The organism is Echinicola pacifica DSM 19836 (assembly GCF_000373245.1).
In the GTDB taxonomy this organism is placed as follows: domain Bacteria; phylum Bacteroidota; class Bacteroidia; order Cytophagales; family Cyclobacteriaceae; genus Echinicola; species Echinicola pacifica.
In genome coordinates this window covers 272,633-297,678 of the sequence record NZ_KB890754.1, presented here as the reverse complement: position 1 = coordinate 297,678, position 25,046 = coordinate 272,633, and the positions used below count along the sequence as shown (strand labels likewise).

Annotated in this window: 23 protein-coding genes; 14 read left to right on the top strand and 9 right to left on the bottom strand. The window is 41.8% G+C overall.

Annotation, left to right across the window (positions count from 1 at the left end; genetic code table 11):
* The first annotated feature begins 1 nt into the window (after position 1).
* On the top strand, positions 2 to 913 hold the full coding sequence (locus B050_RS0115130) for a ribonuclease Z (RefSeq protein WP_018474785.1): 912 nt from the start codon (positions 2 to 4) through the stop codon (positions 911 to 913).
* A 3-nt stretch (positions 914 to 916) separates the two neighbouring features.
* Positions 917 to 1,720 (top strand): queuosine precursor transporter, encoded by an 804-nt coding sequence (locus B050_RS0115125; protein ID WP_018474784.1) that lies wholly within the window; start codon positions 917 to 919, stop codon positions 1,718 to 1,720.
* A 526-nt stretch (positions 1,721 to 2,246) separates the two neighbouring features.
* On the opposite strand, the gene B050_RS0115115 is transcribed toward B050_RS0115125, so the two are convergent.
* Positions 2,247 to 3,239 carry a bile acid:sodium symporter family protein gene (locus B050_RS0115115; RefSeq protein WP_018474782.1) on the bottom strand — a complete coding sequence of 331 codons (993 nt, stop codon included), beginning with the start codon at positions 3,237 to 3,239 and terminating at the stop codon, positions 2,247 to 2,249.
* A 4-nt stretch (positions 3,240 to 3,243) separates the two neighbouring features.
* Entirely contained in the window at positions 3,244 to 3,990 is a 747-nt protein-coding gene (locus B050_RS0115110; RefSeq protein ID WP_018474781.1) for a TrmH family RNA methyltransferase, read from the bottom strand.
* 14 nt (positions 3,991 to 4,004) lie between these two features.
* Here B050_RS0115110 and tamL point away from each other — a divergent pair, with 14 nt between their 5' ends.
* The 3 genes from tamL (at position 4,005) to B050_RS0115095 (ending at position 8,097) form a co-directional block, all read left to right on the top strand.
* Positions 4,005 to 6,422 carry a translocation and assembly module lipoprotein TamL gene (gene tamL / locus B050_RS0115105; protein ID WP_157492825.1) on the top strand — a complete coding sequence of 806 codons (2,418 nt, stop codon included), beginning with the start codon at positions 4,005 to 4,007 and terminating at the stop codon, positions 6,420 to 6,422.
* A 177-nt stretch (positions 6,423 to 6,599) separates the two neighbouring features.
* Positions 6,600 to 7,511, top strand: a complete 912-nt coding sequence (hemF, locus tag B050_RS0115100; RefSeq protein WP_018474779.1) for an oxygen-dependent coproporphyrinogen oxidase — start codon at positions 6,600 to 6,602, stop codon at positions 7,509 to 7,511.
* A 1-nt stretch (position 7,512) separates the two neighbouring features.
* Positions 7,513 to 8,097 carry a phosphatase PAP2 family protein gene (locus B050_RS0115095; RefSeq protein WP_018474778.1) on the top strand — a complete coding sequence of 195 codons (585 nt, stop codon included), beginning with the start codon at positions 7,513 to 7,515 and terminating at the stop codon, positions 8,095 to 8,097.
* Positions 8,098 to 8,152: 55 nt separating this feature from the next.
* On the opposite strand, the gene B050_RS0115090 is transcribed toward B050_RS0115095, so the two are convergent.
* The gene (locus tag B050_RS0115090; protein ID WP_018474777.1) at positions 8,153 to 8,743 is read right to left on the bottom strand and encodes a riboflavin synthase; all 591 of its coding nucleotides are present in this window, start codon (positions 8,741 to 8,743) and stop codon (positions 8,153 to 8,155) included.
* A gap of 130 nt (positions 8,744 to 8,873) precedes the next feature.
* On the opposite strand from B050_RS0115090, the gene B050_RS0115085 reads away from it, so the two are divergent.
* The 8 genes from B050_RS0115085 (at position 8,874) to B050_RS22955 (ending at position 14,824) form a co-directional block, all read left to right on the top strand.
* The gene (locus B050_RS0115085; protein WP_018474776.1) at positions 8,874 to 9,530 is read left to right on the top strand and encodes a protein-L-isoaspartate(D-aspartate) O-methyltransferase; all 657 of its coding nucleotides are present in this window, start codon (positions 8,874 to 8,876) and stop codon (positions 9,528 to 9,530) included.
* Between the two features lie 83 nt (positions 9,531 to 9,613).
* Positions 9,614 to 10,153, top strand: coding sequence for an acyl-CoA thioesterase (locus B050_RS0115080; RefSeq protein WP_018474775.1), 540 nt, complete (start codon positions 9,614 to 9,616; stop codon positions 10,151 to 10,153).
* A 203-nt stretch (positions 10,154 to 10,356) separates the two neighbouring features.
* Entirely contained in the window at positions 10,357 to 10,932 is a 576-nt protein-coding gene (locus B050_RS0115075; protein WP_018474774.1) for a hypothetical protein, read from the top strand.
* A gap of 96 nt (positions 10,933 to 11,028) precedes the next feature.
* Positions 11,029 to 11,352, top strand: a complete 324-nt coding sequence (locus B050_RS0115070) for a DUF3817 domain-containing protein (protein ID WP_018474773.1) — start codon at positions 11,029 to 11,031, stop codon at positions 11,350 to 11,352.
* 10 nt (positions 11,353 to 11,362) lie between these two features.
* Positions 11,363 to 12,379, top strand: a complete 1,017-nt coding sequence (locus tag B050_RS0115065) for a hypothetical protein (protein ID WP_018474772.1) — start codon at positions 11,363 to 11,365, stop codon at positions 12,377 to 12,379.
* Between the two features lie 353 nt (positions 12,380 to 12,732).
* Positions 12,733 to 13,221, top strand: a complete 489-nt coding sequence (locus B050_RS0115060) for a Dps family protein (RefSeq protein WP_018474771.1) — start codon at positions 12,733 to 12,735, stop codon at positions 13,219 to 13,221.
* A gap of 434 nt (positions 13,222 to 13,655) precedes the next feature.
* Positions 13,656 to 14,186, top strand: a complete 531-nt coding sequence (locus tag B050_RS0115055) for a hypothetical protein (RefSeq protein WP_205744997.1) — start codon at positions 13,656 to 13,658, stop codon at positions 14,184 to 14,186.
* A 95-nt stretch (positions 14,187 to 14,281) separates the two neighbouring features.
* The gene (locus tag B050_RS22955) at positions 14,282 to 14,824 is read left to right on the top strand and encodes a hypothetical protein (RefSeq protein WP_018474769.1); all 543 of its coding nucleotides are present in this window, start codon (positions 14,282 to 14,284) and stop codon (positions 14,822 to 14,824) included.
* Positions 14,825 to 15,074: 250 nt separating this feature from the next.
* Here B050_RS22955 and B050_RS0115045 read toward each other — a convergent pair whose 3' ends face one another.
* The 5 genes from B050_RS0115045 to B050_RS0115025 all read right to left on the bottom strand — a co-directional run bounded on the left by B050_RS0115045 (position 15,075) and on the right by B050_RS0115025 (position 21,235).
* Complete coding sequence (locus B050_RS0115045; RefSeq protein ID WP_018474768.1) at positions 15,075 to 16,529, bottom strand: type III PLP-dependent enzyme domain-containing protein; 1,455 nt, start codon at positions 16,527 to 16,529, stop codon at positions 15,075 to 15,077.
* Positions 16,530 to 16,536: 7 nt separating this feature from the next.
* The gene (locus tag B050_RS0115040; RefSeq protein WP_018474767.1) at positions 16,537 to 18,354 is read right to left on the bottom strand and encodes an FAD/NAD(P)-binding protein; all 1,818 of its coding nucleotides are present in this window, start codon (positions 18,352 to 18,354) and stop codon (positions 16,537 to 16,539) included.
* Positions 18,348 to 19,352, bottom strand: a complete 1,005-nt coding sequence (gene sbnA / locus B050_RS0115035) for a 2,3-diaminopropionate biosynthesis protein SbnA (protein ID WP_018474766.1) — start codon at positions 19,350 to 19,352, stop codon at positions 18,348 to 18,350. The genes B050_RS0115040 and sbnA overlap by 7 nt, the downstream gene beginning before the upstream one ends.
* A gap of 590 nt (positions 19,353 to 19,942) precedes the next feature.
* Positions 19,943 to 20,599, bottom strand: a complete 657-nt coding sequence (locus B050_RS0115030) for an alpha/beta hydrolase (RefSeq protein ID WP_018474765.1) — start codon at positions 20,597 to 20,599, stop codon at positions 19,943 to 19,945.
* Positions 20,600 to 20,794: 195 nt separating this feature from the next.
* Positions 20,795 to 21,235: a hypothetical protein gene (locus B050_RS0115025; RefSeq protein ID WP_157492823.1), complete on the bottom strand. Its 441-nt coding sequence runs from the start codon at positions 21,233 to 21,235 to the stop codon at positions 20,795 to 20,797.
* Positions 21,236 to 21,402: 167 nt separating this feature from the next.
* Between B050_RS0115025 and B050_RS0115020 the strand changes: the two genes are divergently transcribed.
* Positions 21,403 to 21,870 carry a hypothetical protein gene (locus B050_RS0115020; protein WP_018474762.1) on the top strand — a complete coding sequence of 156 codons (468 nt, stop codon included), beginning with the start codon at positions 21,403 to 21,405 and terminating at the stop codon, positions 21,868 to 21,870.
* A 325-nt stretch (positions 21,871 to 22,195) separates the two neighbouring features.
* Here the strand turns inward: B050_RS0115020 and B050_RS0115015 are convergent, their stop codons facing one another.
* Complete coding sequence (locus tag B050_RS0115015; RefSeq protein WP_018474761.1) at positions 22,196 to 24,745, bottom strand: phosphoenolpyruvate carboxylase; 2,550 nt, start codon at positions 24,743 to 24,745, stop codon at positions 22,196 to 22,198.
* Between the last annotated feature and the right edge of the window lie 301 nt (positions 24,746 to 25,046).

The window sequence follows — 25,046 nt, the reverse complement described above, 5'->3', positions numbered from 1 at the left end:
TTTGGAATTTACCGTCACCATTTTAGGTTCTAACTCCGCTGTCCCTGCCCACGACAGAAACCAGACTTCCCAAATCATCACGATGGGAAGCCAAGCCTTGATGGTGGACTGTGGCGAAGCCACCCAAATCCAGATGCAACGATATAAGGTGAAGTCCACGCGGATCAACCATATATTTATATCCCATTTGCATGGAGATCACTACCTTGGGCTCATGGGAGTGATCTCCACTTTTCACCTCAACAAAAGACTCAACCCGCTCACCATTTATGGACCAAAAGGGCTGGATGAAATTATCACTACGCACCTTAAGTATGGAAATACCAAGCTTTGCTATCCCCTGAAGTTTGTCCATACCAATCCGGAAGAGCAGGAACTGCTTTTAGAAACCAAGAATTTCAAGGTGCATAGCTTTCCCCTCAAGCACCGACTGCCTTGCACAGGCTTCAAATTTGAGCAAAAACCCGGTTTACGGCGATTTATAAAGGAAAAATTGCAAGAAACACCGCTGAGCATCCCTATTATCAATGTATTGAAAAATGGGAAGGACTATACCGATATGGAAGGAAAGGTCTATCGTGCTGAGGAATTTACGGCCGCTCCCCTACCTATTAAGAGGTATGCATTCTGCTCGGATACCATTTTTGATCAGGACTTGATCCCTTACGTCAAGGGCGTGGACCTGCTGTATCACGAGGCCACATTTATGGAAACAGAAGCAGAAAGAGCCAGCGAGACCTTCCACTCTACCGCCAAGCAGGCAGCCACCATCGCCCAAGCAGCAGGAGCTAAATCCTTGCTTTTGGGACATTATAGCACGCGATATATAGAGTTGGATGGCTTACTTATGGAGGCCGAAGGGGTATTTTCCAATAGCCGACTAAGTATAGAAGGCCAAACGTACCGGGTGTAGGCCATGAAAAACAAAGAGGAGGATCGTTTTCAGCAGAAGAAAACCAATTTATTCATAATCCTAAGCGGTATTTTCCTTACCAATGCCATCTTAGCAGAGATCATCGGAGTAAAAATCTTCTCTGGTGAAGGTACCTTGGGTATTCCTCCTGCCAACTGGACGTTCTTTGGTGAATATGTCCTGGACTTTAACCTAACTGCCGGGGCAGTCATCTGGCCGGTGGTTTTCATCACTACCGACATCATCAATGAATATTTTGGAAAGAAAGGAGTGCGGAAAATTAGCTTTTTGACGGCTGGTTTTATCGCTTATAGCTTTGTCTTTATCGCAATTGTTACCGCCTTGCCTCCCGCACAGTTTTGGCTGGATGTCAATGCCACCGACCCGGAAGGCAATGCCTTCGATATAGAGTATGCCTTTGATGTTATCTTTCGACAAGGTCTGGGCATTATTATCGGCTCCCTCACCGCCTTTTTATTAGGTCAGCTGATTGACGTGTATGTATTTCAACAATTAAGAAAAATCACGGGCCATAAGATGATTTGGCTGCGAGCTACCGGATCCACCCTCGTCTCCCAGTTTATCGACTCCTTTGTGGTACTGGGAATCGCTTTTTATGTATTCGGAAACTGGTCCATAGATCAGTTAGTCGCCGTGGGCATTATCAATTATATCTATAAATTCTCGGTGGCCATACTTCTTACCCCTCTGCTCTATCTAGGTCATAAACTGATAGACAACTATCTCGGTAAGGAATTCGCAGCGAGAATGGCTGAGGAAGCTGCCGGAAATACCGCCATTAGCTAGATACTTTACCGATCCCATTACTTTGGCGTTTAGCCCGCTTTTTTCGGGTATAAAAGAGGCTCATAATTCACCTTTATTACTTAATTTTCGCTTCATATTGAAGAGGTTTTCTCCTCTTGATTTTTCATAATAATATTTGTTGAGATTTACTATTATGAAGGTAATTGCAGGAAACCTCTTCTCCAATTCCTGCATTTTATGATATTAGGGTATCTGTAGGGATAGAAATCCTCACTTCCAGCGTTTTTTTTTTGATTTATTAGGGTCAAATAAATTTATCCTTAAAATCCTAAAATGCCCTCTGAGGAAAGCTACTACCTTCACTAATGCCTCTTATCTAACCCTTAGAGGATCAATAATATGACCTTGAGCAGTACTTTATGGATATAACTTTACTCTCAGCCTTCCTGAAAGGGAAGCTGCTTATACTATTTCAGGAGATTTTGTCGGAATTTGCCGCTATTTACCATCCAGTAAGGAGATGAATGATAAATAGAGGTAGGCTATAAATGAAATCAGCTAATCGCTATTCTATTTTTTGCCTTGCGGCCAGCTGCTGGGCGATAATACTTCCGGCCACCAGCTGAAGGGCATGATAAAGCATCAGTGGAAGCAAAATCACCCCGAAGGTCACCGGATCAGGGAAAAGCACTTTTCCCATAGCTGCGCCTTGGATCAGGGATTTTTTGGAACCGCAAAATAGCACTGTGATCTGATCCTCCCGATTGAATCCAAGCAGCTTGCCCATGCCAAACATCAAAGCAGCCATCATCACAAATAATAAGGCCATGCTGGCTCCCAGACCTATCAGGAATGCCCAACTTCTGCCTTCAAACATTCCCCGGGCTACTGCCGCAGAAAATGCCGAAAACACAATCATCAGGATGATACTTTGGTCCATATATTTCAGCGTCGTGCTGTACTTATTGACAAAAGGCCCCAGGACCCGGTGCAAAAGAAATCCTGCTACCACAGGGAATAAAACCTGCAAGCTTAGCTGCCAGAAAGTACTTAGCAAGTCAAAAGACAATTCGCTACCTTCCAAAAACAACTCCATCCAGATCGGGGTGATAAATATCCCTACGATGCTAGAAATACTGGCGTTGAAAATGGCTGCGGGTACATTCCCTCCTGCTATGGACACCATCACCACAGAGGCGGACACCGTGGAGGGCAATGCCGACAGGTAAAAAGCACCTAGCCAAATAGGGTCATCACCAGCACCAAATAGGGCCTGAACCAATAGGACAATAACCGGGAAAACTAAAAAAGTGGTGCTCTGGATCAAGAGATGCAATTTCCAATTGCCCAATCCACTTCGCAGCTTTACCGGATCCATCTTCACCCCATAGAAGAAGAAAATCAGAGAAACTCCATAATGAGTAATCACTTTAAATGGGATGATACTGTCTTCGGCGCCCCATTCAGGGAAAATATTTGCCAATAAAATTGTCCCTATAAGGGCCAGAAAGAAGCCGTTTAGGCCTGCTCTGGAAAGAATATTTTTCAACTGACCCATGGCCTTATTTCTTTATTCGTCGGAAATTGTCACATAATACCGCAGTAGCTGTGGCGACATTCAATGATTCTGCTCCTCCAAAGCTAGGGATGGTGACTTTTTTGGTCACCAAAGGCTCCAACTCTGCGGAGATGCCTTGGGACTCATTTCCCATGAGCAAAATTCCCGTAGGCTCAAAACTCGCCGTATGCACGGATTCCCCGTCCAGGTAGGCCCCAAAAATGGGAGCCGACTGAGTCTTCAGGTATTCCTCCAGAGGGGCGTAGAAAAACTGCACTCTGGAAAAAGAGCCCATACTTGCATTAAGCACTTTGGGATTGTAAAAATCGGCGGACTGGCTAGAGAAAACCATTTTGCTGATTCCATACCAATCAGCAATTCTAATGATGGTCCCCATATTGCCTGGATCACGGATATCATCCAATGCCAGCACCAGCTCCTCAGTCCCCACCTCAAAAGGACGCTCTTCTTTGAGCTCTGCAACAGCAAGTGCTGCATCATTGGTCAGGAAGGTCCCTGCGGCAGCGAGCTCCTTAGGGCTGGCTTCCAAAATCTCCACATCCAGCTGACTCATCAGGCCATGATGCTCAGAAATATATTTTTCTGTTGCCAAGAGATGAGTAACTTTGAAATCTGATTTCAAAATTTCCGTTACATTCTTGGATCCTTCCACGAAAAAAGCCCTTTCGAGCTTACGGAATTTTTTCTGTTGCAAGGATTTAATAAACTTAAGCGTATTTTTGCTGATCATTAAGGTGCATTATTGTGATTAATATCAAATATATAAACTTTCTTCTTGCTATTCTTTTGCTGACCTCATGTTCTTTGACACGAGGCCTGGAGGAAGAGGAATATCTTATCTATGATGTGGACCTAAAAGGCGTAAAAAAAGCCAATGAAGTCAAAGTAAAGCAGCTCGTTAAGCAATATCCGAACACCCGAATTCCCGTATTAAATTTCTCCCCAGGGGTATTTATTTATAATATGGGTGAATCAAGTTTTGATAGCGCCAAGCTGACCAATAAGATCAACCATTATACACAAAAGCAAAACGAGCTCGCAGAAGAACTGGACCAAAATCCCACCAATAAAAAGGCTGAACGAAAATTATATAAGTATAATAACCGAATAGAAAGTATTAAACGCAAGCTGGATTATGGCAATTGGTTTATGCGAACAGGCAATCCAAAGAGCATATTGGACAGCGCTAAAACCGCCTCCACCGAATTGGAAATTCAGAATTATTTGGTAAATCATGGCTTCTTTGATGCGACTATTTCTACCTCCATCAAGAAGGAAAAGAAAAAGGCCTATATCACCTATACTGTGGAGGAAAACAGTCCCTACCTCGTAGATAGTGTCTATACCAAATCCAGTGACGAGGGCATCAGTGACTTTCTCGTGCAGCGATCCAAAAGCAGCAATCTTAAAAGTGGAAGACCTTATAATCAGGACAACCTCACCCAGGAAAGACAGCGGCTAGAGGATCTCCTCAAAGATTCGGGGTATTATACCTTTTCCAAGTCCTATATCAGCTATAATGTCTATAAGGACACGGTGGACAAAAACGTGGTAATCGAGCAGCTCATTCGTAATCCCAGCTATACCAATGAGCATAAGGTCTATACTATTGATTCGGTGATATTCCATATCAGCACCCCCACGGAGGTGATTCAGGACAAGAGTTTCCAAAGACAATACGGGGACATCACCTACCTGATGTATCAAAACCGCTATTCGGAAAAAATCATAGACTCGCGGGTATTTATCCAAAAGGGCAGCAAATACAGCAAAACCGCTGTGCTGGAAACGCAAAGACAATTGGCCAATTTGGATATATTCAGATTTATAAATATCTCCTTTGACACCACCGGCAATCAAATAACAACGCGGATCTTCACCCAGCCAAACGAAAAATACCAAATCACTAACCAGCTGGGAGCAAGCATTACCGAACAGCTTCCAGGCCCCTTCTTTTCCCATTCACTGCGAAACCGCAACCTCTTCCGAGGTTTGGAAATCTTTGAATTTAATTTTCGTGCAGGTCTCGAAGGGGTCGCCTCCGCCACCACTGCCGGAGGAGTCTATCGAAGCCGGGAACTCAGCACCTCAGCCTCCATAATTTACCCCCAATTCCTTTTGCCCTTTAGCAAGCAAGGCCTAAAAAGGTACGGGAAATATAACCCACGCACGAGAACCCTGATCGGGTATAATTACGTCAACCGCCCTGAATATATCAGGGAAGGTTTTAATACAGTTTTGGCCTATAACTGGGCCACCACCAATCAGCGTCAGCAGTACACGATCAGTCTGCTAGATGCCAACCTCATCCGGTCCAATCTGGATCCTGCCTTTGAGGAACGCTTAGTGGAGCTCCAAGAACAAGGGAATAACCTGATCAACTCATTCCAATCTTCCTATGTCAGCAGTATTTCTGGCCAGGTCATTATCAATTTTAACCAATATGGCTTATGGCAAAGAGATCGCTCATCGCTATGGCGCTTATATTTCGAAAGTGGGGGAACCAGTTTCAACTTAATCAATGCCGATTATTTTAAGGATAGGAGTTTGCAATATTTCCAATACCTCAAATTCCAATCAGACTTCCGCAGGTATATTCCATTGAGCAGAAAGACCACCTTCGCCTACCGGATCAATGCGGGCCTGGCCATCCCTTACGGTATTAGTGAAGGCGTACTGCCTTACGAAAAGTACTTTTTTGCGGGTGGAAGCACGAGTATTCGAGCTTGGAAGCCCCGCCGACTGGGACCGGGAACTTATACGCCACAGACAGATGAAGAGGGAAATTTTGACTATAGGTACGAGCAGCCTGGAGACATCCTAATAGAGGGGATGTTTGAGCTTAGGAGGAAGTTATTTGGCTATTTTGATGGGGTGTTTTTTGTGGATGCAGGGAATACTTGGACCCTCAGATATGACCCCACGCGACCTGGCTCGCAGTTTAAGGCTGGCACCTTTGTGAACGGCATCGCGGTGGGCACAGGCTTGGGGATCCGCATGGATTTTGATTTCCTGGTGCTTCGTCTGGATATGGGCATCAAGGCTGTGGATCCTGCTCAGCCTGAAGGGGAGCGATTCGTGTTGGACAATCTCTCCTTCCGTAGCCCTTTAGGAGACAAGGGCCAGACCGTATTTAATATTGGTATTGGTTATCCTTTCTAATGAAGCCCTCCCCCATTTTCCTAAATTCCTGATAGACAATCGCTCAGGCAGCCTTATGCGGTTTACCTTCCGAAACATGACAAAAATCATGGTCCATTTACAGGCTATTAACCTTTTATAAATTCAGATATCCGTATTATTTCCCGTAATTTTAGGCTAACAAAATAAACCAAAATTATGGCAGGATCAATCACCAAAGAGCAGATAGCAGAAGATTTCAAAAGGATTCAAGATCATATTTGTGAGCAACTGACCCAGGCAGATGGAGCGGGACATTTTGCTGAGGACTTATGGACCCGGGATTCTGGCGGAGGTGGTAGAACTCGTATTTTTCAGTCTGGAAAGATTATCGCCAAGGGAGGCGTGGCTTTTTCGGCTGTACACGGCCCCACCCCTGAGAAGATTCTCAAAAAGCTAAAGCTGGAGCAGGCTGATTTTTTTGCCACGGGAGTATCCATTGTCATCCACCCGCACAGCCCGATGGTGCCTATAATCCATATGAATATCCGCTATTTTGAGATGAGCAATGGCACCTATTGGTTCGGCGGCGGGATAGACCTCACCCCTCATTATGTGGACGAGGAGGATGCCAGCTATTTCCATCAGCAGCTGAAAGGACTCTGTGATCAATATAATGAGAACTATTATACCAAATTCAAAAGCTGGGCGGATGATTACTTCTATATCCCCCATCGTGAGGAGACACGCGGGATTGGAGGTATATTTTTTGATCGGCTGACCGCCAATGAAGAGAATAGTTTCGAGTCAATATTCGAATTTGTAAAAGCAGTGGGGATGCTCTTCCCAGACATTTATACCCATTATATGGCCAAAAACAAAGCTCTGCCTTATACCGAGCAGGAACAAAAATGGCAGGCTTTACGTAGAGGCAGGTATGTCGAATTCAACCTGGTGTGGGATGCCGGAACCAAATTTGGACTAGATACCAATGGGCGTACGGAGAGCATTCTGATGAGTATGCCACCACAAGCCAATTGGGAATACATGCATCAGCCAGCAATAGGATCAAAAGAAGCTCAAACCTTGGCCTTGCTTAAAAAAGGTATTAATTGGATAAAAGAAGAATAGCGTGATAGAAACGATTAAAGATTTAGATGAAAAGTTATTTATACTCCTAAATTCATTTCATCAAGATTGGTTGGATGAGGTGATGTATGCGATTTCCGGCACGGCTTTATGGCTTCCCTTATATGCATTATTGGCTTATTTCATTATCAAAACTCAGGGAAAAGCAAGTATATGGGTATTTATTGGGATTGCATTGGCCATCCTATTTAGTGATCAGACCACTTCCGGGCTGATGAAGCCCTACTTCGAAAGGCTGCGTCCCTGCCATGACCTGCGCTGGGACAGTATCATGCATAATTACCGCCATTGTGGTGGCATGTATGGTTTTGCCTCCTCTCATGCCTCCAATACTTTCTCCCTCGCCACCTTTATGAACCTGGCCTTTAGAGGGAATAATCGCTATTTAAAATGGCTGTTTCCATGGGCCATTATCGTATCCTATTCCAGAATATATTTAGGTGTCCACTATCCCGCGGATGTATTTGTGGGGGCTACTGTGGGGATCTTAGCTGGTTTTGCCGCCTATTGGGTGGCCTTCAGGCTTCAGGAACTAGTCACTAAACAAGTGCTAGGGCAAGACCAGTAAAATGAGCATATCCCTAAAAGTGGAACCTGAGGCGGCCATTTTTAGGGATTTTTTTTTATTGATAGCCTTTTATCATTCTTTGGATATACTTCCCCACAATATCAAATTCCAGATTGACCTTATCCCCTTCCTGAAGTTGATGAAAATTGGTATGCTCATAAGTATAGGGTATAATGGCCACGGAGAAGCCCCCCTCGATGCTATTGAAGCAGGTCAGGCTGGTGCCATTCAGGGTGATGGATCCTTTCTCGACGGTTATATTCCCTATGCTGGGCTCATAGATGATATCGAATATCCAGCTTCCGTCCTTATTTTCTATTTTCTTTACGGAGCCCACCTGATCCACATGTCCTTGGACGATATGTCCATCAAATCGGCCATTGGCAGGCATGCAGCGCTCCAGGTTGATTTTGCTGCCTTCTTTCCAGCTCTCAAGGTTGGTTTTTTGCAGGGTTTCGTCAATGGCGGTGACGGTATAGCTATCCTCTGCGATCTTCACCACCGTGAGGCACACGCCATTATGGGCCACAGATTGATCGATTTTTAGCTCCTGGCTGAGGCTAGACTGTATATCAAAATGAATATTACTGCCCTCACGGGCAATGCCAAGCACCTTGCCCACTGATTCTACAATTCCGGTAAACATATTGAATTACTATATTATTATTTAAAGATCAAGCAATCAGGCAATAAGTAAAAATTGCCCAACAATGATTAAAATTAAGCGATTTTATCCATTAACTTAGCATTGGAAGCAAAAAGTTCAGATCGTCGATATGATTAAGTTAGAGGATAGCTATTCTCATAAAGGCCAGCGTAAAGCACTGGTCAGGACCCTCAAAAAGAAGGGAATAATGGATGAAAGAGTCCTGGAGGCTATAGGTCTTCTGCCAAGGCATTTTTTCTTTGATAGTGCCTTGCATTCTCATGCTTATGAGGACAAGGCCTTCCCAATTGGGGAGGGACAGACCATTTCTCAGCCTTTTACTGTGGCCTTTCAGACCGAATTGCTCTCCATTCATCCAGGGGATAAGGTATTAGAAATAGGCACTGGATCGGGCTATCAGGCGACTATTCTGCATATGCTTGGGGCCGAGGTACATACGATAGAGTATAACCTTAAGCTCTACCAAAGGACAAAGAAATTCCTTCCCCGCTTGGGTATAAAACCGCATTTTTATCATGGTGATGGCTCGCTAGGAATTGCAGAAAAGGCTCCTTTCGATAAGATAATCGTAACTGCCGGGGCGCCAGTAGTCCCAAAAAGCCTGCTGAAGCAACTCAAAGTAGGCGGAATTCTGGTGATACCTGTGGGAGATATGAAAAGCCAAAAGATGATGAAGCTGGTAAAAAAAACCAGCAAGCAGATCATTCAGGAATCCTATGATCAGTTTGCTTTTGTACCGCTACTGGGTAATGAAGGCTGGGGATAATCGAAATATTATTTTAAATAACGGGATAAGAATATTGTTTTTAAGTAAAAATATTTTGTATTTTCGTAAAAAATGTGATTTAAATGGCTAAAACGAAAAAAGTACAAGAATCTGAGGTCATCATGACCGAAATGGTCCTTCCCAACGATACCAATACCTTAAACAATCTGATGGGAGGAAAACTCATGCATTGGCTGGACATTGTGGGGGCAATAGCCGCTCAGAAGCACTCCAATCGCATTGTGGTGACCGCCTCAGCAGACAGTATTTCATTTCAGCACCCTATCCATCTGGGCAATGTGGTGACCCTAAAAGCTCAGGTTACCCGGTCTTTTAATAGCTCTATGGAGGTCTATATTGAGGTGTGGGCGGAGGATATCCCCGCAAATAGCAAAACCAAAACTCACCGTGCATTTTTTACCTATGTTGCCGTGGATCAAAATGGGCGACCTATCGAAGTTCCTAAACTCGAACCCGGAACCGAAGAAGAAATTGAGCTGTTTGATGGCGCCCTAAGAAGACGTCAGCTCCGCCTGGTGCTATCCAAAAGAATGGACCCAAAAGATGCAGTCGAACTCAAGTCTATCTTTGGCCTGACAGAAGTCATTGAGCCTAAGAAATAAAGATTTTCAAGGAATATAAGTTTTATTTTCACAACTAGAACTTATCCCCTTTCCCAACTCCGGCAGATCACATAGGCTGATCGATCGGAGTTTTTTTGTGCCTTTTTTTCCTACACAAAGAATATAAAAAAGTATTTCAAATCCCCTAGCTTAGTTCATGACAAACACTTGTTTCCAGGGATAATTTTCCCGATTTTAGCCACATGGAAGAACTGGATCTTGATAAACTCGGATTATTCATGGAGGAGGATGTATTTCTGATTCCCGAAGATGTCAACGAAATTAAACTAGCTCAAAAATTTAAGGATTATGACTCCCCTATTGCCGAAGTAGCTGCCACAGTTGAAGAACCCACCCCACTTCCTCAGTCAAACAGTGAAGCCTCCGCTAGCGAGGAACCGATAGAGTATGAAGGGGATTTTGAGAAACGATTATTGGTGCTTTATCAGGGAGCGAGTCTGGCAGAGGATACCAAGGGTTTCCTGCTGAAAATCCTCCAGGCAGTCTCTCATAACCTTAAGGATATCGCGCTGGTATCATCCAGTCAAATCTCCACGCTTCCTCCCAATTGCATTTCGCATCTTGGACCTCATAAGGTCATTGTATTTGGCAATTTAAGTCATCCTATTATTCAGCTTAAAGAGCATGACTATGAAATAAAGTCCAATGAGGGCACGGAATATCTCTTTGCTGATGACCTTGGATTGATATTTGGTGACGACAAGCTCAAGCGAAAATTATGGACCAGCCTTCAAGCTTTCTTTAATATCAAAAAGTAAAATTATAATCTAACTAACCCTTTTTCCGTCTGTGCCAGTCGGCTGGACAGGGGAAATGGTCTTAACTGGCAGCTAAGCAGCCGAGTAAATTCACGTATGGATACATCCGAAAAATTAACTATTCTTAAGCGATTTAGAATCATCAGCATTGCCGAAGGCATCTCATTTTTACTCCTGCTATTTGTCGCCATGCCTATGAAATACACCATGGATATGCCATTGGCGGTAACCTATACTGGCTGGGTGCATGGGGCATTATTTGTACTTTATATGTATATGGTATTCCCTACCCGGCGCGCTTTGGGATGGACGGTGAGAAGGACTCTGTTTGCGATGGTCGCCTCCGTTTTGCCATTTGGCCCGTTTTTATTTGATAGAAAGCTGAAAGAACAAGAGCGTGCACTAAAGGCTGTAGCCTAAATCCCAGCTAATGATCGATCGAAAAAAGGAAATATATCCCATCAGCATTCCCCTGCGAAAGCACCTCATCAAATACGGTCGAGAGGTGGATATTCCTGTGCATTATAAGGAGCTGCTGAGATTCATTAGCTCCATTTCGCTCTATGACTCCAAGGGTAAAGATACTCTCTGGGAAACGGTCTTCTATAATGAGCAAGACCGTGCGGATATCCACTATAACCTTAAAAAAATCTATGCAATCCTTAAGGCCGAAGGGGATATGAGCGTCATGGAACACTTATATGTGGATCGGGTGGACCTCTGTACTTATGGAAATACTCAGCCGTTTCGGGTGAGGATAGTCAACAGGATCAATGATAATTTCGATTATTTCTACGTGAAACTAGCCGATGCATCACGTGTGTATGGCTTGGAGCTGGAGCACCTCCTTTCCCCCAACCGCATCAGCTACCTGGTCTATAAAAACACACTGATCGAAGAGCATATTGCTGGTATTCCCGGGGAGCAATTTATGCGACAGCACCTCGACATGCCCATGCAGAACCCCATACGGATCTGTAAAGAATTTGTAAAATTCAATGAACGCTGTTTTGTACGCTTATTAGGAGATATGCATTCAAGTAATTTTGTGGTGGATGTGACTCCTGATTTTGAGGAAACGCACTATAGGATAAGAGCGATCGATTTTGACCAACAATCCTATGAGGGCAAAAAATCGGTTTACCTTCCCCAGTATTTTAAGCAAAATAATATCCTCATCCAGCTGGGAATGAAACATATCACCCCTGAGTCCATGGCCCAATACCAGAAAGAAGAAAGGGCCCTGATTGCCTTTAGACTCAAGACTTCCACCTCTGAGATCGAAGATATCCTTCACTGTATGGAAAAAGATACGATCTCCACCCCCGCTAATATTAGCAGCCTAAAACAAGATCTTGCGAAACACTATAAAACTTCGACCTTTCTGGACTGCCGTAATATGGGAGAAATCCTAAGAATGAGTCTCCGTCAAGTGCTGAAGAAATAATAAATACCCTCTCCCATTTATCCTTTGATCAGTCTCCCTTTTGGTACCAATTTTTATTTCAGGTCAGGTCTAAGCAAGCCTCAATACTCTAATCTTATTTCAACAAAGCTCATCCTATTCCATTAATTACTTGTTCTAAGTTTTAATCACCATTTTTTAGAAAAAAAATAAAAGATTTTGGTGATTTTAAATGGGCGCCCAAACAGCTATGGCATAGAATATGCATATAGGCTAGTAGCTTTAAGCCATGAAAATCATACGGATTTTCACACTTAATTTTCGGAAGTCCAACCTTGATAATTGGCCTTCCAATTCTATTAAATAAATTTTGTTATTTCAAACCACATATACTTATGGCTAAGTCAGAAAAACGAGTATTCAAAAAATTAGGATTCAATAAAAGTGAGTCAGACAAAATCGTTGAATCATTAAATCAACTACTTGCAAACTACCATGTGCACTATCAGAAGCTTCGTAACTTTCACTGGAATGTAACCGGTGGAGATTTCTTTGATTTGCATGAGAAGTTTGAAGAATTATACAATGAAGCCTTTGAAAACATTGACTTGATCGCTGAGAGAATTAGGGTATTTGGGATGACACCACTGAGCCTAATGAAAGATTATCTCGAGCATTCAGAAATCAAAGAGGTAGGTACCGATTTAAGTTCGGACAAAATGGTAACTGAGGTACTCAAGGATTTTGAGATCCTCTCGGAGAATATGAATGATTGTGCCGAAAAAGTGGCTGAACTTGGCGACAGCGCCACAGAAGATATGCTGATTGCAATGATCAAAAGCATAGAACTTCATCACTGGATGCTTACTTCTTTCCAGAAGTAAAACCGATTCACACGACTTTATTCAAAATAGGATTGACCTTCACTGGTCAATCCTATTTTTTTTATGAGGTTTAATTAAATTTTTTTTCTTAAATAACCGATTAATACAGAAATATGCTTTTTATATAAAGGGATACGTTCTGCTGACTAGGCACTGGTTTGGGTATCCCCAAACAACCAATTACATTAATTAGATCAATCAACTAATTTATTGGATTTAAAATATATTTTTTTTAGTAAATACATCTCCTCAAAACTCCTCAACTTAACCTTTTAGATAAGGTCCATTTTATTCATTCCCAATTCTGATACCTTCAGAGCTTTATTTTTTTTTTAATTAAAACACTTTTTAATAATAGGATTATAAGTATATTCACCGATTAATTATAGTACTATATACTCCTACTACTTATGAAATCCCTCTTTAAAACAGGTATGGCCTTTATATTTTTCTGGTGCTATAGCTTGGCCTATGCGCAGGATTTTGAACAGCCGAGTGAAAAGAAATCCTTGGTCTATTTTTACCAATCCAATGGAACGGGAGCGCTGGCCAAGTTCAGCTATTACGATGGAAAATCATACCTCGGAAGGTTCGGCGGTAAAAAATGTTTAATACTTGAATGTGAGCCAGGTGAACATGTATTCTGGGTAGCTGCAGAAAATCGCTCTTTTATAGAAGCCAACTTATTACCCGGCAAAACCTATATCATACAGGTAATATCTACAGTTGGTATTTTTAGTTCAGCAGTAAAGCTCTTCCCCATAGAGCCATCAAAAGAGAAATTCCTCCGAGGAATGAAGCGTTACATGACCAAAAATCCCCCCATCTATCTGAATAGGTCTGACTTATCGCTGGAAGAGGCCAAGCTTGATTATTTTATCGAGAATGGCATTGATAAATATACCCGAGATAAAGAAAACGAGAAACCATTCCGCCAACTGCTTCCCGAGTATTATTTTAATTAATATAGATAAAATTATATAACGATAGTACGAAAAACTTACGGTTCATTAGCCAACGAATATGCATTATAAACACATCTTTACTAAGATCTAAACCTATGAAAAAGAACTATATAGTACTCCTGCTATTATTCCTAACGATTTCATTTTCTGCTTATTCCCAAAAGCCTGCTAACCAAAAAAACATGGCCTTTGCGGGCTTGGGTGCAGGACTACCTTACGGTGGATTTGGTGCACAGCTCTCCTATAATATTGAAAACTATTTCACTGTTTTTGGTGGATTGGGCTATAATCTTGTTGGTGCAGCTGGAAATGCAGGCTTTGAACTTGGGATTCCAAGTAAAAGGCAAACTTCCTTATTCGTAACAGGGATGTATGGATATAATGCCGCCACGATCGTGGAAGGGAAGGAAATATACAATAACACCTATAACGGGCCGAGTTTTGGAGCAGGAGTGAAAATCAATTCCCTGAAAACTCCAGCATTATTTTGGAAAATCAGCATACTCGTCCCTAGTCGGTCGGAAAGTTACAATGACGCCATTGAGGCCATGAAGAGAGATCCAAGTATAAATATTGAAACTACGCCCCCTCCCGTCCTTTTTTCAGTAGGTCTAAACTATTCGATCTCCTCCCTCTAGGCATAAGCTGCTAAAGCAGGAGCTGCTTGCGCTCTTCTATTCCTGGCACCTGTAAAAAGCAGCCTTCTTACTAAAGCAAATAGGGTCCTATTTACAGAACATAAAGGTGACTTTCTCAGCCTAAAAAAGCAGCCCCTATCGCCATTTTCAAGCGAGGTGCTGCTACATTTATGAACAAATCTCTATTATAAGGAGAAACTATGATTACAAAAGCCATTGAAATATGACCATTCACCGCTACAAATAAGCTTTAAGCGATCAAATCATCTTCAGTAAAATCCGATACAGAAAGGCTATCCTCCTTACTAAAACTTAAGTTTTGGGACAGCTCAAAGAGATGCGCCTCCGTTTCAAAGAAGTGCATCATATAGCCAGCTGTATTCACAAAAGCCACAAAATCACCTATTTCAGGTAAGCGGGGCAAGGTAATACTTCGCTTTAGCAGCACATCCCTTTCTAAGCAATAAGCGCCTGTAAAAAACACCTCAACTGGCTGGTCGGCACCGGCCTGTTCTGCATACATAATATAGGGATCCAGAAGGAAGTCTTCACTTGAACTCATCATTTGACTCATATTCATTTCCAAACCTACGAGCCATTGTCCTTTGGCATCTTGCTTCCGGTGAGCCACACGCGCAATCGTCATCCCCGTCTGACTGAGTAAGGATCGCCCCGGTTCTATTCTTATTTCCAAACCCAATTCCCGTAATCTAGAAGCATTAGTTTCTCCTGCTATGGAATCCTCATAGTCCAATACCTCCTTCAGAAATCCTATGCCATTGGTCTTATTAAAATAAGGATAGGTTTTCAGTTGACCTCTCAATTCATTATTGATTACTTCATATCCGAGGCCATTACCATTGAAGGTGAGCGGATTATTATTGGCCTTGACCCCTTCCTGGAGGGCTTTATCAAAATCCCTCCATTGCTGCTCACTTTCCAGATAGTTCATTAATATACCTCCCCCCATATCGATAAAGCGAATAGTATGTCCCTCCTCCTTTATTTTTGAGGCAAGGTGAATGCAATCGGAAAGGGCCTTACCACGCTGTCGTGTCGAATAGCCGTCCAGATGAAAATGAAAACCCTGAAGCATAAGGTTCTTAAAAACGCCATTTTCGCCGAAATTCTGAAGGATAAAGGTCTCTATTACCTCAATATCAAATCCAAACCGACTATATAACTTGGTATTCTCCACTATAAATCCGCTGATTCGAATGCCTATTATGGCCTTCTCGTTCAGCTGCTCAGCGATGCCTTGAGCCATAACGCATTCATCCCAGTTGTCTAATATAATGGGCACCCGGGCTTTGATGGCCAGCTCATACTGTGCTCGGGTTTTGATAGCGGAAGTTAGGACCAAGGTATCCGCGGTTCCTCCCAAAGCGAGAGATTGCTCCAGTTCTTTTTGACTCGCTGTATCCACGCCGATCCCTGCCTCCAAAGCCTGCTTCACCAAGGAGCGAGATTTATTAGCCTTTCGGGCATAAAACAACTGATGCTTTAATCTATAGGTCTCAAATAGCTTTTTGAAGGAGGCTATATTGTCCGTAAAGGTGGGCAGGTGGTGTAGGTTTATAGGAGAGCCGTATTTCTCGATTAGACCGGTGATGATTTTCTGGTCTTGAAAAATACGGTGCATCCATGGAGAAGTAATAGGGCTAAGTCCAGCATCTGGATTGCCTTTAGTATAGCTAGGATTCATTTTTGATTTAATTATTTACTAGTTCTTTTTTTTCGATTTCATGGGCTACTTCCTCGGCCCATAGGGAAGCAAAATTGTTTCGTGATCTTGACAAAGTATCATTGTCATAGGTAAGCCCTTCTGTGGGGGTACCGTACAGAGTAATCCCTTGCTGCACCATTCCATCCTGCGCAATTACCTTGCCCTGAACATCAATGTCCAAGGCCCCTGGGCAATAATGTCCATTTTGGTCATTCAGGAATTTTCTTCCCAAGCCTTTTTCCAATAGTGACTGGTGGAGTTTACCCGGGGTATTACTCTTATTATTTCGAGGAATCTGCGCATTAATATGAAAGTCTATGGCTTGCATCAACTGTTGATTGCCTTCCAAAATCCCATAGGCACCCAAGGCATCGGAGACTATAAAGCTCGATCCTCTCAGGAAAGTAAAATCCACTATGCCGGCTTCGGCAAGGGCAAGGATTTTCTTCATATTCTGAACCGGTGGACCATAGGAAATACGGTTGAAGAGTCCAAAATAATGCTGATCAAAGAGGCGATGAGAGGGGGCATCCAGCCCTCCAAAACTATAGATCTCGTTGAATCCCCGACTTATTTTACGCCAGGTAGCAAAGGCAGCATTTAATGGACTTTGATCCGGCCCTTTCTCAGCGGCATTGATTAGCTTTTCGATATAGGAGGACACCTCACTATGGTTCAGGGAAGTCTGATGGAGGAATGGATCGAGCAGGCTATCCCAGTGAAACTTCTCCAGCTCTGGAAAATCGTTATGGAATGCATCAATTTGCTGATTGAGAAATTCAAAATCTGAGCTGAACATGAATTCGCGAGCATTTTCCTTAAAAAGCACCCTGTAATAGGCAAAGCGGCATTCCTCAATAATCCATGGTAAAATGTCCTGTTCAAAAGAAACAGGCCTAGACCCTTGCAGAGACGACATCCGCTTCTCAGTAAGAATATACAGCGGATGGTTATCCTCTGAGACACCAGTGCGGGGCATCATTGGGAGGCCTGTTCTGGAATAGGGAAACATCTGTAGCGGTTCCTTTCCGGAAGGAATATAGGTCATTTTTCCCGATTCGGTGGATTCAAACCTCCCCTCTCGCCCTTCTGTAAGTGCTAGCACAGCATCAATACAGGTCAATCCAAAGCCTTTGATGGCCACCCTGGCACCCGGATCAATATGACCCAAGGCCTGAGTACAGGGGTAAATAAAATCGATAGATGGACCCATTTCTTTATGCTCCTCAAACCCTGCTCCGCTGCCCAAATGCCCGGTACTTAGTAAAATTCTATCAAACAACGGTAATGAATTCTTCCCATTATTATCGGAAGCTATTTGGTACTTTTCTCCACACTTTTCGATACTGCGTACGGTAGTGATATGTTTCACCAATGAAATAGTGTCGGGTAAATGCTCTTCTATTTGGGCGAAGCCCTCCATCAAATAAGTCCCCACTTTGGCCCGAGAGGCAAAACTTTCCTCCAAATGCTCCTTAGCATCATCAGTTTTGCTTTGTAGCCAGTCCACAAAACTAAGTGTTGAATCGGTGATGGCCTTGGGAAGTTCATCCGTCCAGCAATTGATATTTTTATTCGCATAATTCATAATCAGATAGGGTGGCTGATCATCACGGTAAATATTTCCAGCACCAAAAAACTCATTTTGATTGAAGAGATGTATGGCTATAGGCTGCGTAATCTGCCTTGCCTTGAGCTGAGCCACTAGCCGCTCAAAAGCATAGAAGCCTTTAGGCCCCAAGCCTACAATCGCAATATTAAAAATCGAAGGGTTCATGACGCGGTCGTTCTTATACCTTACCATCCCACCTTAGTTTTTAACAAGGCCTTGCTTTCAGGAAAGTTTGTCAACACCCAGTCTGGATTATAGATGGTATCGAGGTACCGCTCACCTTTATCTGCCAGTAGAAAAACACAATTACTACCATCGGGGATATGCCTGATGTATCGGCTAATGGCGGCCACCACGCCTCCCGTGGATCCTCCGCATAGGATACCCTCCTTCTTCAGCAAGGACCAGCATCCCTTGATACAATCCAAATCGCTTACCTTTATATGTCCTTCAATTTTGTCTGAATCCAAAAATTGGGATTGCACCCCTGCTCCATGCCCCGGAATAAGCCTAGGAGCTGGCCTACCACCAAATAAGACGCTTCCCAAGGCATCCACTGCTATGACCTTCGTGCGATGGTGATTCTCTGCAATATAATCTGCATAACCCATCAAGGTGCCGCAGGTACTGGTGGACACAAAGAGATAATCCACCGCGCCACTCAAGTCTCGCATTATTTCATCAATGGTTTTATGATGAGCCAGTGGATTATTTTTATTTCCATACTGATTGGTCCAGAAACTATTGGGTATATCCTTCAGGAGCTCCTGAACCCTATTTAATCTGGCAGCCAGAAAGCCTCCCTCCTCTGCGGGAGTTTTCACATATTCTATTTGAGCGCCATAGGCTTTTAGCAATTTTTCGGTATGAGCATTCAGATTAGGATCCACGACCACTATTAATTTTAATCCATAGTGAATGCAGGCTTGAGCAAGGCCCAAAGCCATATTACCAGAACTTGATTCAATGATGGTATGGCCCCTACTAATTTCCCCCTCTTCCAATGCTCTTTTCACGATAAAAATCGAAGTTCTATCCTTCAAACTTCCGGAGGGATTGGCGGCTTCCAATTTCCCATAAAACGATGCGTGGCTAGAAGGAAAAAGCTTATCCAAACGCACCAGAGGAGTCTCCCCTATAGTTCCTACTATATTATTGGCAACACTCGAAACATTAGCTGTCGTTATCATATCCGTTATATTTTATGGAATAAATCCAACCTAAATAAAAATTTATATACATATAGTCCATAAATTTTATGCCAACTTCGGAAATCCTGTTCGAGGTAAATCGTACAGAAGATGGGAAATGCTATCAAATACAAACCAGCCTTATAACTTTATCCAGGGAAATTTGTTTGACCCTTTCCTCAATAATAATTTCATAACGGATGATCTGTATTTCATCTTTATATCTTGGATATCAGGAAGATGTGGACGAGAGAGAATACTATAATGTTCGGATCATGGGCTACAAAAAAAAATAAGACTTCCCTATCTAAAGGAGCAAAAGCAAGGTCAAGAAATCGTATAATCCAGCGTTGATTTCGTGTGAAGATTTTTTTTTCAAAAAGGAGATGGGGGAAAGCAAAATGCCTAAAAGTGCATTCATTTGAGGAACCTGAATGATTCGGAATATTACCACTAATCTAAAGAGGTCAACAATGCGCGGGAATGGCAGTCGAATACTGCTTTTAAGGCCCGTTTAATTAGTCAAAAATACTCCGCAAAGAAGGGGGCAGCAAGCTCGGGAAAATCCAAATTATGGACAAAAATTCGAATTAATTATTGCCATTATTGAGGATCGTTTTTACTTCTACATTTATAATTTCACTTATTTCTTTTGCCCTATCAACTATCATAAAATGCTCCCCATTTTCAATAATGATGGTGTTATTCCCTTTTGGTGGAAGTAATTTATCTTTTGAACCTCCAATTTTAATCAAATTTATTATCCGAGTTTGATTTTTCCAATTCATTAGTTCTCGAACAGCCCATTTCAAAAAATAAAAATCCGTTTCACTCAGAATCGAGTCTAATAACTCTTTCTTTTCCGTACCAAACATAAAATAAGCAAGAAATTTTGGTGGGTTTAATAGCTTTTCGGGAATCAAATCCAAGATTTTCGATTTACCAGCTAGTCTTATTAGCCCTCCCAATTCCTTTCGGTTTTCGACTGAGGAAATTAGAATTGTAAATTTAGGTTTCGTTAATTTAGATATCTCGGTGGCGATTAAACCTCCAAAACTCACTCCTAAAATCCCATATTCATCATCTTTATCTATTCGGTATTCAGTAATTAACCGCTGTGAGTAGTGAATAATCGATTCTTTTAATTCTGGCTTGATCCATTCTACATTAATTATTTCGTATTCAAGAGTTAAATATTCAAAAACTCTTTTGTCTGCTCCAAGTCCACTTATTGCAAATATTTTCATGAAATTTTGTGACTATTTTTAGCACCACAATAACTCCTACACGAATAGTAACGCTAAAAACGCGCTATAACTCTTTTGATTAACAACTAGCAGAATATTTAAATTTCACCATTTATCTTATTTTTAGGAAATCATTGCTGTTCAATTTGTTTTATTTTATCTACTTATAAAGTCAAAATTTAAAAACAAGGATAATTAATCTATTTTTTCGTATTTAATCTGTATACTGGGACTCACTAAACCATTGGTAATAATAAGTGTGTTCCCCTCCTCTTCAAATTCCACAGTTAATCTATCTGTATTTATATTTGTAAAAAGTGATAATTGATTGTCTTCTTGTATAAAAAAACCAGATGCGTCTACATCAATTTGTAATTTGACAGGATTATATAGGTACGCACCATCTCTCGGTTGTATATTATCAGCATAAACTGAATAAAGTGAAAGGGTATCTCCATCGAATATAGGTTCCCAACTTGTTGCCCCAGCGTTGAGTTCTATCTCTTTCCATTCTGTTAAATAACCATACGTTGGAGGGTCGATTATTAAAATTTCGTCAGTACTGTTTTCTAGAGAACAGGATGCTGCAAAAAATAGGGTAAGAAAATAATAAAATAAGTGGTTTAGATTTCTCATTTGCATTGGTTTTAATTATTAGAATTTTCAGTATTCTTTCCGCCTTCATAACCTAAAGCAGTCGAAACAAAGCAAAGATTGTTACCTTTTGTTAATTGATGAGTCGCAGCATTAAAAAAAGCGACGTATTTGGGGATTAAGATATATAAAATTATTATTATTAACATATGAAACCTATCCTAAATTTAATTATAATTATTCTTGCTTTTTCTAGTTGTCAATTTGCAAGTTCACAGTCGGGAGAAGCACAAACTCCTGAAAAAATAAATGAACGCTTTTTTGATCTTTATGCCTCTAAAGGACCAGGGGAAGCATTGGACTATGCCTTTTCGACAAATGCTTGGATGGATAAAAACCAAACCTCTGATGTAAAAGTTAAACTGAATGAATTTACAGAACAGTTAGGTAACTATCATGGAAAAGAAGCCATTTCCAAAAGAAGTGTCGGTGAAAATCTTCTTTTATATACTTTTTTAATAAAATATGATCGACAAGCTATCCGATATATGTTTATTTATTATAAACCAAATAACAAATGGCAGGTTCAAAAATTTCAATATGATGTCAATTTAGAAACTGAACTAATAGAGGCCGCCAGTGCTTATCGACTCAATGAAAACCTGCCATGCAATTAATGAGAAGAAAAAGTTTCCTTTGAAAGTAACCAGACCATCTTTCCTGTTTTAAATAAATTTGTTTCTCCACCTTAAGTAGATTTTGTAAACAATAGCCATATTATTTAACTAATGGCCAAGTATAAACTTTTATTAGCCTGTTGTAGTTTTCGGAAGGAGGAATAGGCCTTCCTTACGAAACTTTCAAAAATAAAACTAAGGCCACTCCCTTCTAAAACTACTCCTAATTACTTCGGTCCATAATAAGTCCTGAGAAAGGTTAGCACTCCCTATAACCAAAAAAAGCCTCCAATAGGAGGCTTTTTCGTTACTTAGTGGTTGGTTGTTACGCGGCATTTCGTGCTGCATTGATGATTCCAAACATCGTTCGGAGGATCAACTTCTGCAGGACGGTATTTTCTTTACCGGAATCCAGCATTTCCTGGATTGCATATTGCTGTATGGTGATCAGTGGCAATACTATCTTCTCTCTGATCGCAATGGAGCTTTTACTGACTTCATTATCTTCCAGAAGGCTGTTCATGCCTGAGATATCAAGGATCTTTTGGAAGGAGCGCTGGTATTCTTCATACATCACTTCCCAAAATTCACCATATGTTTTGTCTTCTTTCAAATAGGCCGTGGCAGGATAATAGGATTTCGCCAGGGACTGCATAGAATTGCCCATGAGTGATCGGAAGAATAAGCTGTCCTGATACAATTGCTTGACCTGGTCCATTTTTCCTCTTTTCTCCATTTCAGCAATTGCCTTGCCCACCCCGTAGAAACCAGGGATATTCTGCTTCATCTGCGCCCAGGAACCCACAAATGGTATGGCACGAAGGTCCTCGAATTTCATCGCTTCACCCTTACTTCTTTTGAGTGGTCTCGATCCGATATTAGTCAATCCAAAGAATTTCAAAGGAGTGACTTTCTCAAGGTAGGGAACGAATTGAGGGTGGCTTTTGAATTCTTTATATGCCTGATAACTCACATCGGCCATCTCGTCGATAAGTGCACGTTGGGTATCCGTGAGTCTATTTTCTGGTGTTGGATAGAGGTGATTTTCCAGTCCGGCACTCAGAAGCTGCTCGAGGTTATAGGTACAAGACACCTGCTTACCATAGTTGGCGCTGATGGTCTGTCCCTGGATGGTTACCTGAATCTCTTCGTTATTTACCTGATCACCAAGAGAGGCGTAGAAGTTATGCATATTTCCACCACCCCTGGCAGGAGGTCCCCCTCTTCCGTCAAAGAAGACCACACTGGCTTCATATTTCTTAGCCATTTTGCTTAATTCTTCCTTGGCACGTAAGATGGACCAGTTGGCACGAATATATCCACCATCCTTAGTACCATCAGAGAAACCAAGCATGATGGTTTGCTTCTGCCCTCTCAACTTAAGATGAGCAGCATAAACCTCATGAGTATAGAGCTGTTCCATCACCGCTGGTGCAGCAGCGAGGTCATCAATAGTCTCGAATAATGGCACAATATCCAAATTCAAATCCCCCTTAGGTGCCAGCGTCAGTTTATTCAACTGGTAAACTTGCATCATATGGAGTGCCGATTGGCAATTGGAGATGATGTACCTATGCAGGCCTTCACTGCCATTATTATCTTGTACATAGCTGATAGAAGCGATGCTTTCCAGCATTTCCTGATGAAATTCATCTTTCAGTTGCTTCGGTGCAGGCAGCTCTTTGAAAGAAAGAATCGTATTGATCTGCTCTTCCTCTGTGCCACTTTTGTATTGCTCCAGCGCTTCAGTTCCCTGAGTAAGCTCGATGATTTCCTCCCACAGGGCTTCATGCTTACGGCTATCCTGACGCATGTCCATGGAAGCGAAGTAGAATCCGAAAACATTTACTTTAAGAATAAACTCATCCAGCAGGTCCAGGAATAGCCCATCATGGGATTCTATGATGATCTCACGGGCTTTTAGGAGTACGTTGATCAGGTCTTCCTTATTTTTGAATACCTTTTCTCCTCCGTATAAGGTTTGGTAGATGCCATTTTCGGCCTCCAACATAAGCGCTTCCACACCTGTAAAAGTCAATCTACGACGCACCTTTCGCACATCACGATAAAGACATTTCAGGATGGTTTCTTGCAGCTTATCTGCTACATCCTTGGTGATCTGATGGGTCACAAATGGATTTCCATCACGATCTCCTCCTGGCCAAAACCCTACTTTTAGCAAGTCAGGATTGTCCCATTCGTGAAGGGGGATGTCCAGACGTCTAAGTACACGGGCCAAAATATCAGGAATGGAATGGTAGAATACATGCTCCAGAAACCAGCATAAGCTGACCGCTTCCTCAAAGGGAGATGGCTTTTCTTTATTGATAAAGGCGGTTTTGCCTAACTGACGCAATAAAAGGTCAATGCTACCCAGATCATTATTACGAATCGATTTTTCGAGATCGGTAATGATGGACAATACATTGCCTGGGTAAAACTGGGTAGGGTGAGCCGTCAGGGTCAGTCGAATGGAGAAAGTCTTAAGTTTCTCGATCAACTCCGCCTTTTTCTTATCAGTTTCGACTCTGGAAATAAGGGCATTCATACTCCCCTTTCCTTTGACATCGTTTATTTTCTCAAATGCTGCATCTTCAATAGAATCAAAAAGCACAACCTGTCTTTCTACATATTGAACCAGCTTGAAAAGTAAATTATGTTTTTCTTTAGAAGAGGTGGAAGCAAGCATCCCATCAAAAAAAGAATGAACGATTTCTTTTGGGGTTTTTCCTTCTGCAAAGCCTTTCTTACATTCTGAGGACAATATCGGAAGCAATGTCCCAGTCCTATAAATATCATCAAAGGGCAAATCAAGGAATAAACTGTTATAAATGGTAAACCGCTTGGCTACCTCAGTCTGGTAGGTATTTGACATGGTTTATGGTTACTTTTTTTTTTGAAAATTATATACATTCAAACTATTCTGATCCAATAACAATATGATCAAAAACACCCCTAATTTATAGAAAATAATTTACAAAATCATTATTTTCATTGATTAAAATTTAAAAAAAAGGGAGTTTCATCATCAATTTCACAATATCACTTTAAGAAATATCACCAGTTTCAAAAGCACTTGCAATCCTTCCCCTCCAAAAAGAGGCAAGTCAGTCACCAGAATCTGAACTACTTAGAACAAAATCGAGCATTAGCACTGGCCTAGGACAAGAAATATC

Excerpts from the sequence above, each read along its gene's own strand:
- B050_RS0115080 (WP_018474775.1), top strand. The coding sequence starts at position 9,614 with ATGGCTAAAACGAAAAAAGTACAAGAATCTGAGGTCATCATGACCGAA.
- B050_RS22955 (WP_018474769.1), top strand. The coding sequence starts at position 14,282 with ATGAAAAAGAACTATATAGTACTCCTGCTATTATTCCTAACGATTTCA.
- B050_RS0115020 (WP_018474762.1), top strand. The coding sequence starts at position 21,403 with ATGAAACCTATCCTAAATTTAATTATAATTATTCTTGCTTTTTCTAGT.
- B050_RS0115125 (WP_018474784.1), top strand. The coding sequence starts at position 917 with ATGAAAAACAAAGAGGAGGATCGTTTTCAGCAGAAGAAAACCAATTTA.
- B050_RS0115075 (WP_018474774.1), top strand. The coding sequence starts at position 10,357 with ATGGAAGAACTGGATCTTGATAAACTCGGATTATTCATGGAGGAGGAT.
- B050_RS0115025 (WP_157492823.1), bottom strand. The coding sequence starts at position 21,235 with ATGAGAAATCTAAACCACTTATTTTATTATTTTCTTACCCTATTTTTT.
- B050_RS0115040 (WP_018474767.1), bottom strand. The coding sequence starts at position 18,354 with ATGGTAAGGTATAAGAACGACCGCGTCATGAACCCTTCGATTTTTAAT.
- B050_RS0115060 (WP_018474771.1), top strand. The coding sequence starts at position 12,733 with ATGGCTAAGTCAGAAAAACGAGTATTCAAAAAATTAGGATTCAATAAA.
- sbnA (WP_018474766.1), bottom strand. The coding sequence starts at position 19,352 with ATGATAACGACAGCTAATGTTTCGAGTGTTGCCAATAATATAGTAGGA.
- B050_RS0115065 (WP_018474772.1), top strand. The coding sequence starts at position 11,363 with ATGATCGATCGAAAAAAGGAAATATATCCCATCAGCATTCCCCTGCGA.
- B050_RS0115015 (WP_018474761.1), bottom strand. The coding sequence starts at position 24,745 with ATGTCAAATACCTACCAGACTGAGGTAGCCAAGCGGTTTACCATTTAT.
- B050_RS0115030 (WP_018474765.1), bottom strand. The coding sequence starts at position 20,599 with ATGAAAATATTTGCAATAAGTGGACTTGGAGCAGACAAAAGAGTTTTT.
- B050_RS0115055 (WP_205744997.1), top strand. The coding sequence starts at position 13,656 with ATGGCCTTTATATTTTTCTGGTGCTATAGCTTGGCCTATGCGCAGGAT.
- B050_RS0115085 (WP_018474776.1), top strand. The coding sequence starts at position 8,874 with ATGATTAAGTTAGAGGATAGCTATTCTCATAAAGGCCAGCGTAAAGCA.
- B050_RS0115115 (WP_018474782.1), bottom strand. The coding sequence starts at position 3,239 with ATGGGTCAGTTGAAAAATATTCTTTCCAGAGCAGGCCTAAACGGCTTC.
- B050_RS0115070 (WP_018474773.1), top strand. The coding sequence starts at position 11,029 with ATGGATACATCCGAAAAATTAACTATTCTTAAGCGATTTAGAATCATC.
- B050_RS0115110 (WP_018474781.1), bottom strand. The coding sequence starts at position 3,990 with ATGATCAGCAAAAATACGCTTAAGTTTATTAAATCCTTGCAACAGAAA.
- B050_RS0115090 (WP_018474777.1), bottom strand. The coding sequence starts at position 8,743 with ATGTTTACCGGAATTGTAGAATCAGTGGGCAAGGTGCTTGGCATTGCC.
- hemF (WP_018474779.1), top strand. The coding sequence starts at position 6,600 with ATGGCAGGATCAATCACCAAAGAGCAGATAGCAGAAGATTTCAAAAGG.
- B050_RS0115045 (WP_018474768.1), bottom strand. The coding sequence starts at position 16,529 with ATGAATCCTAGCTATACTAAAGGCAATCCAGATGCTGGACTTAGCCCT.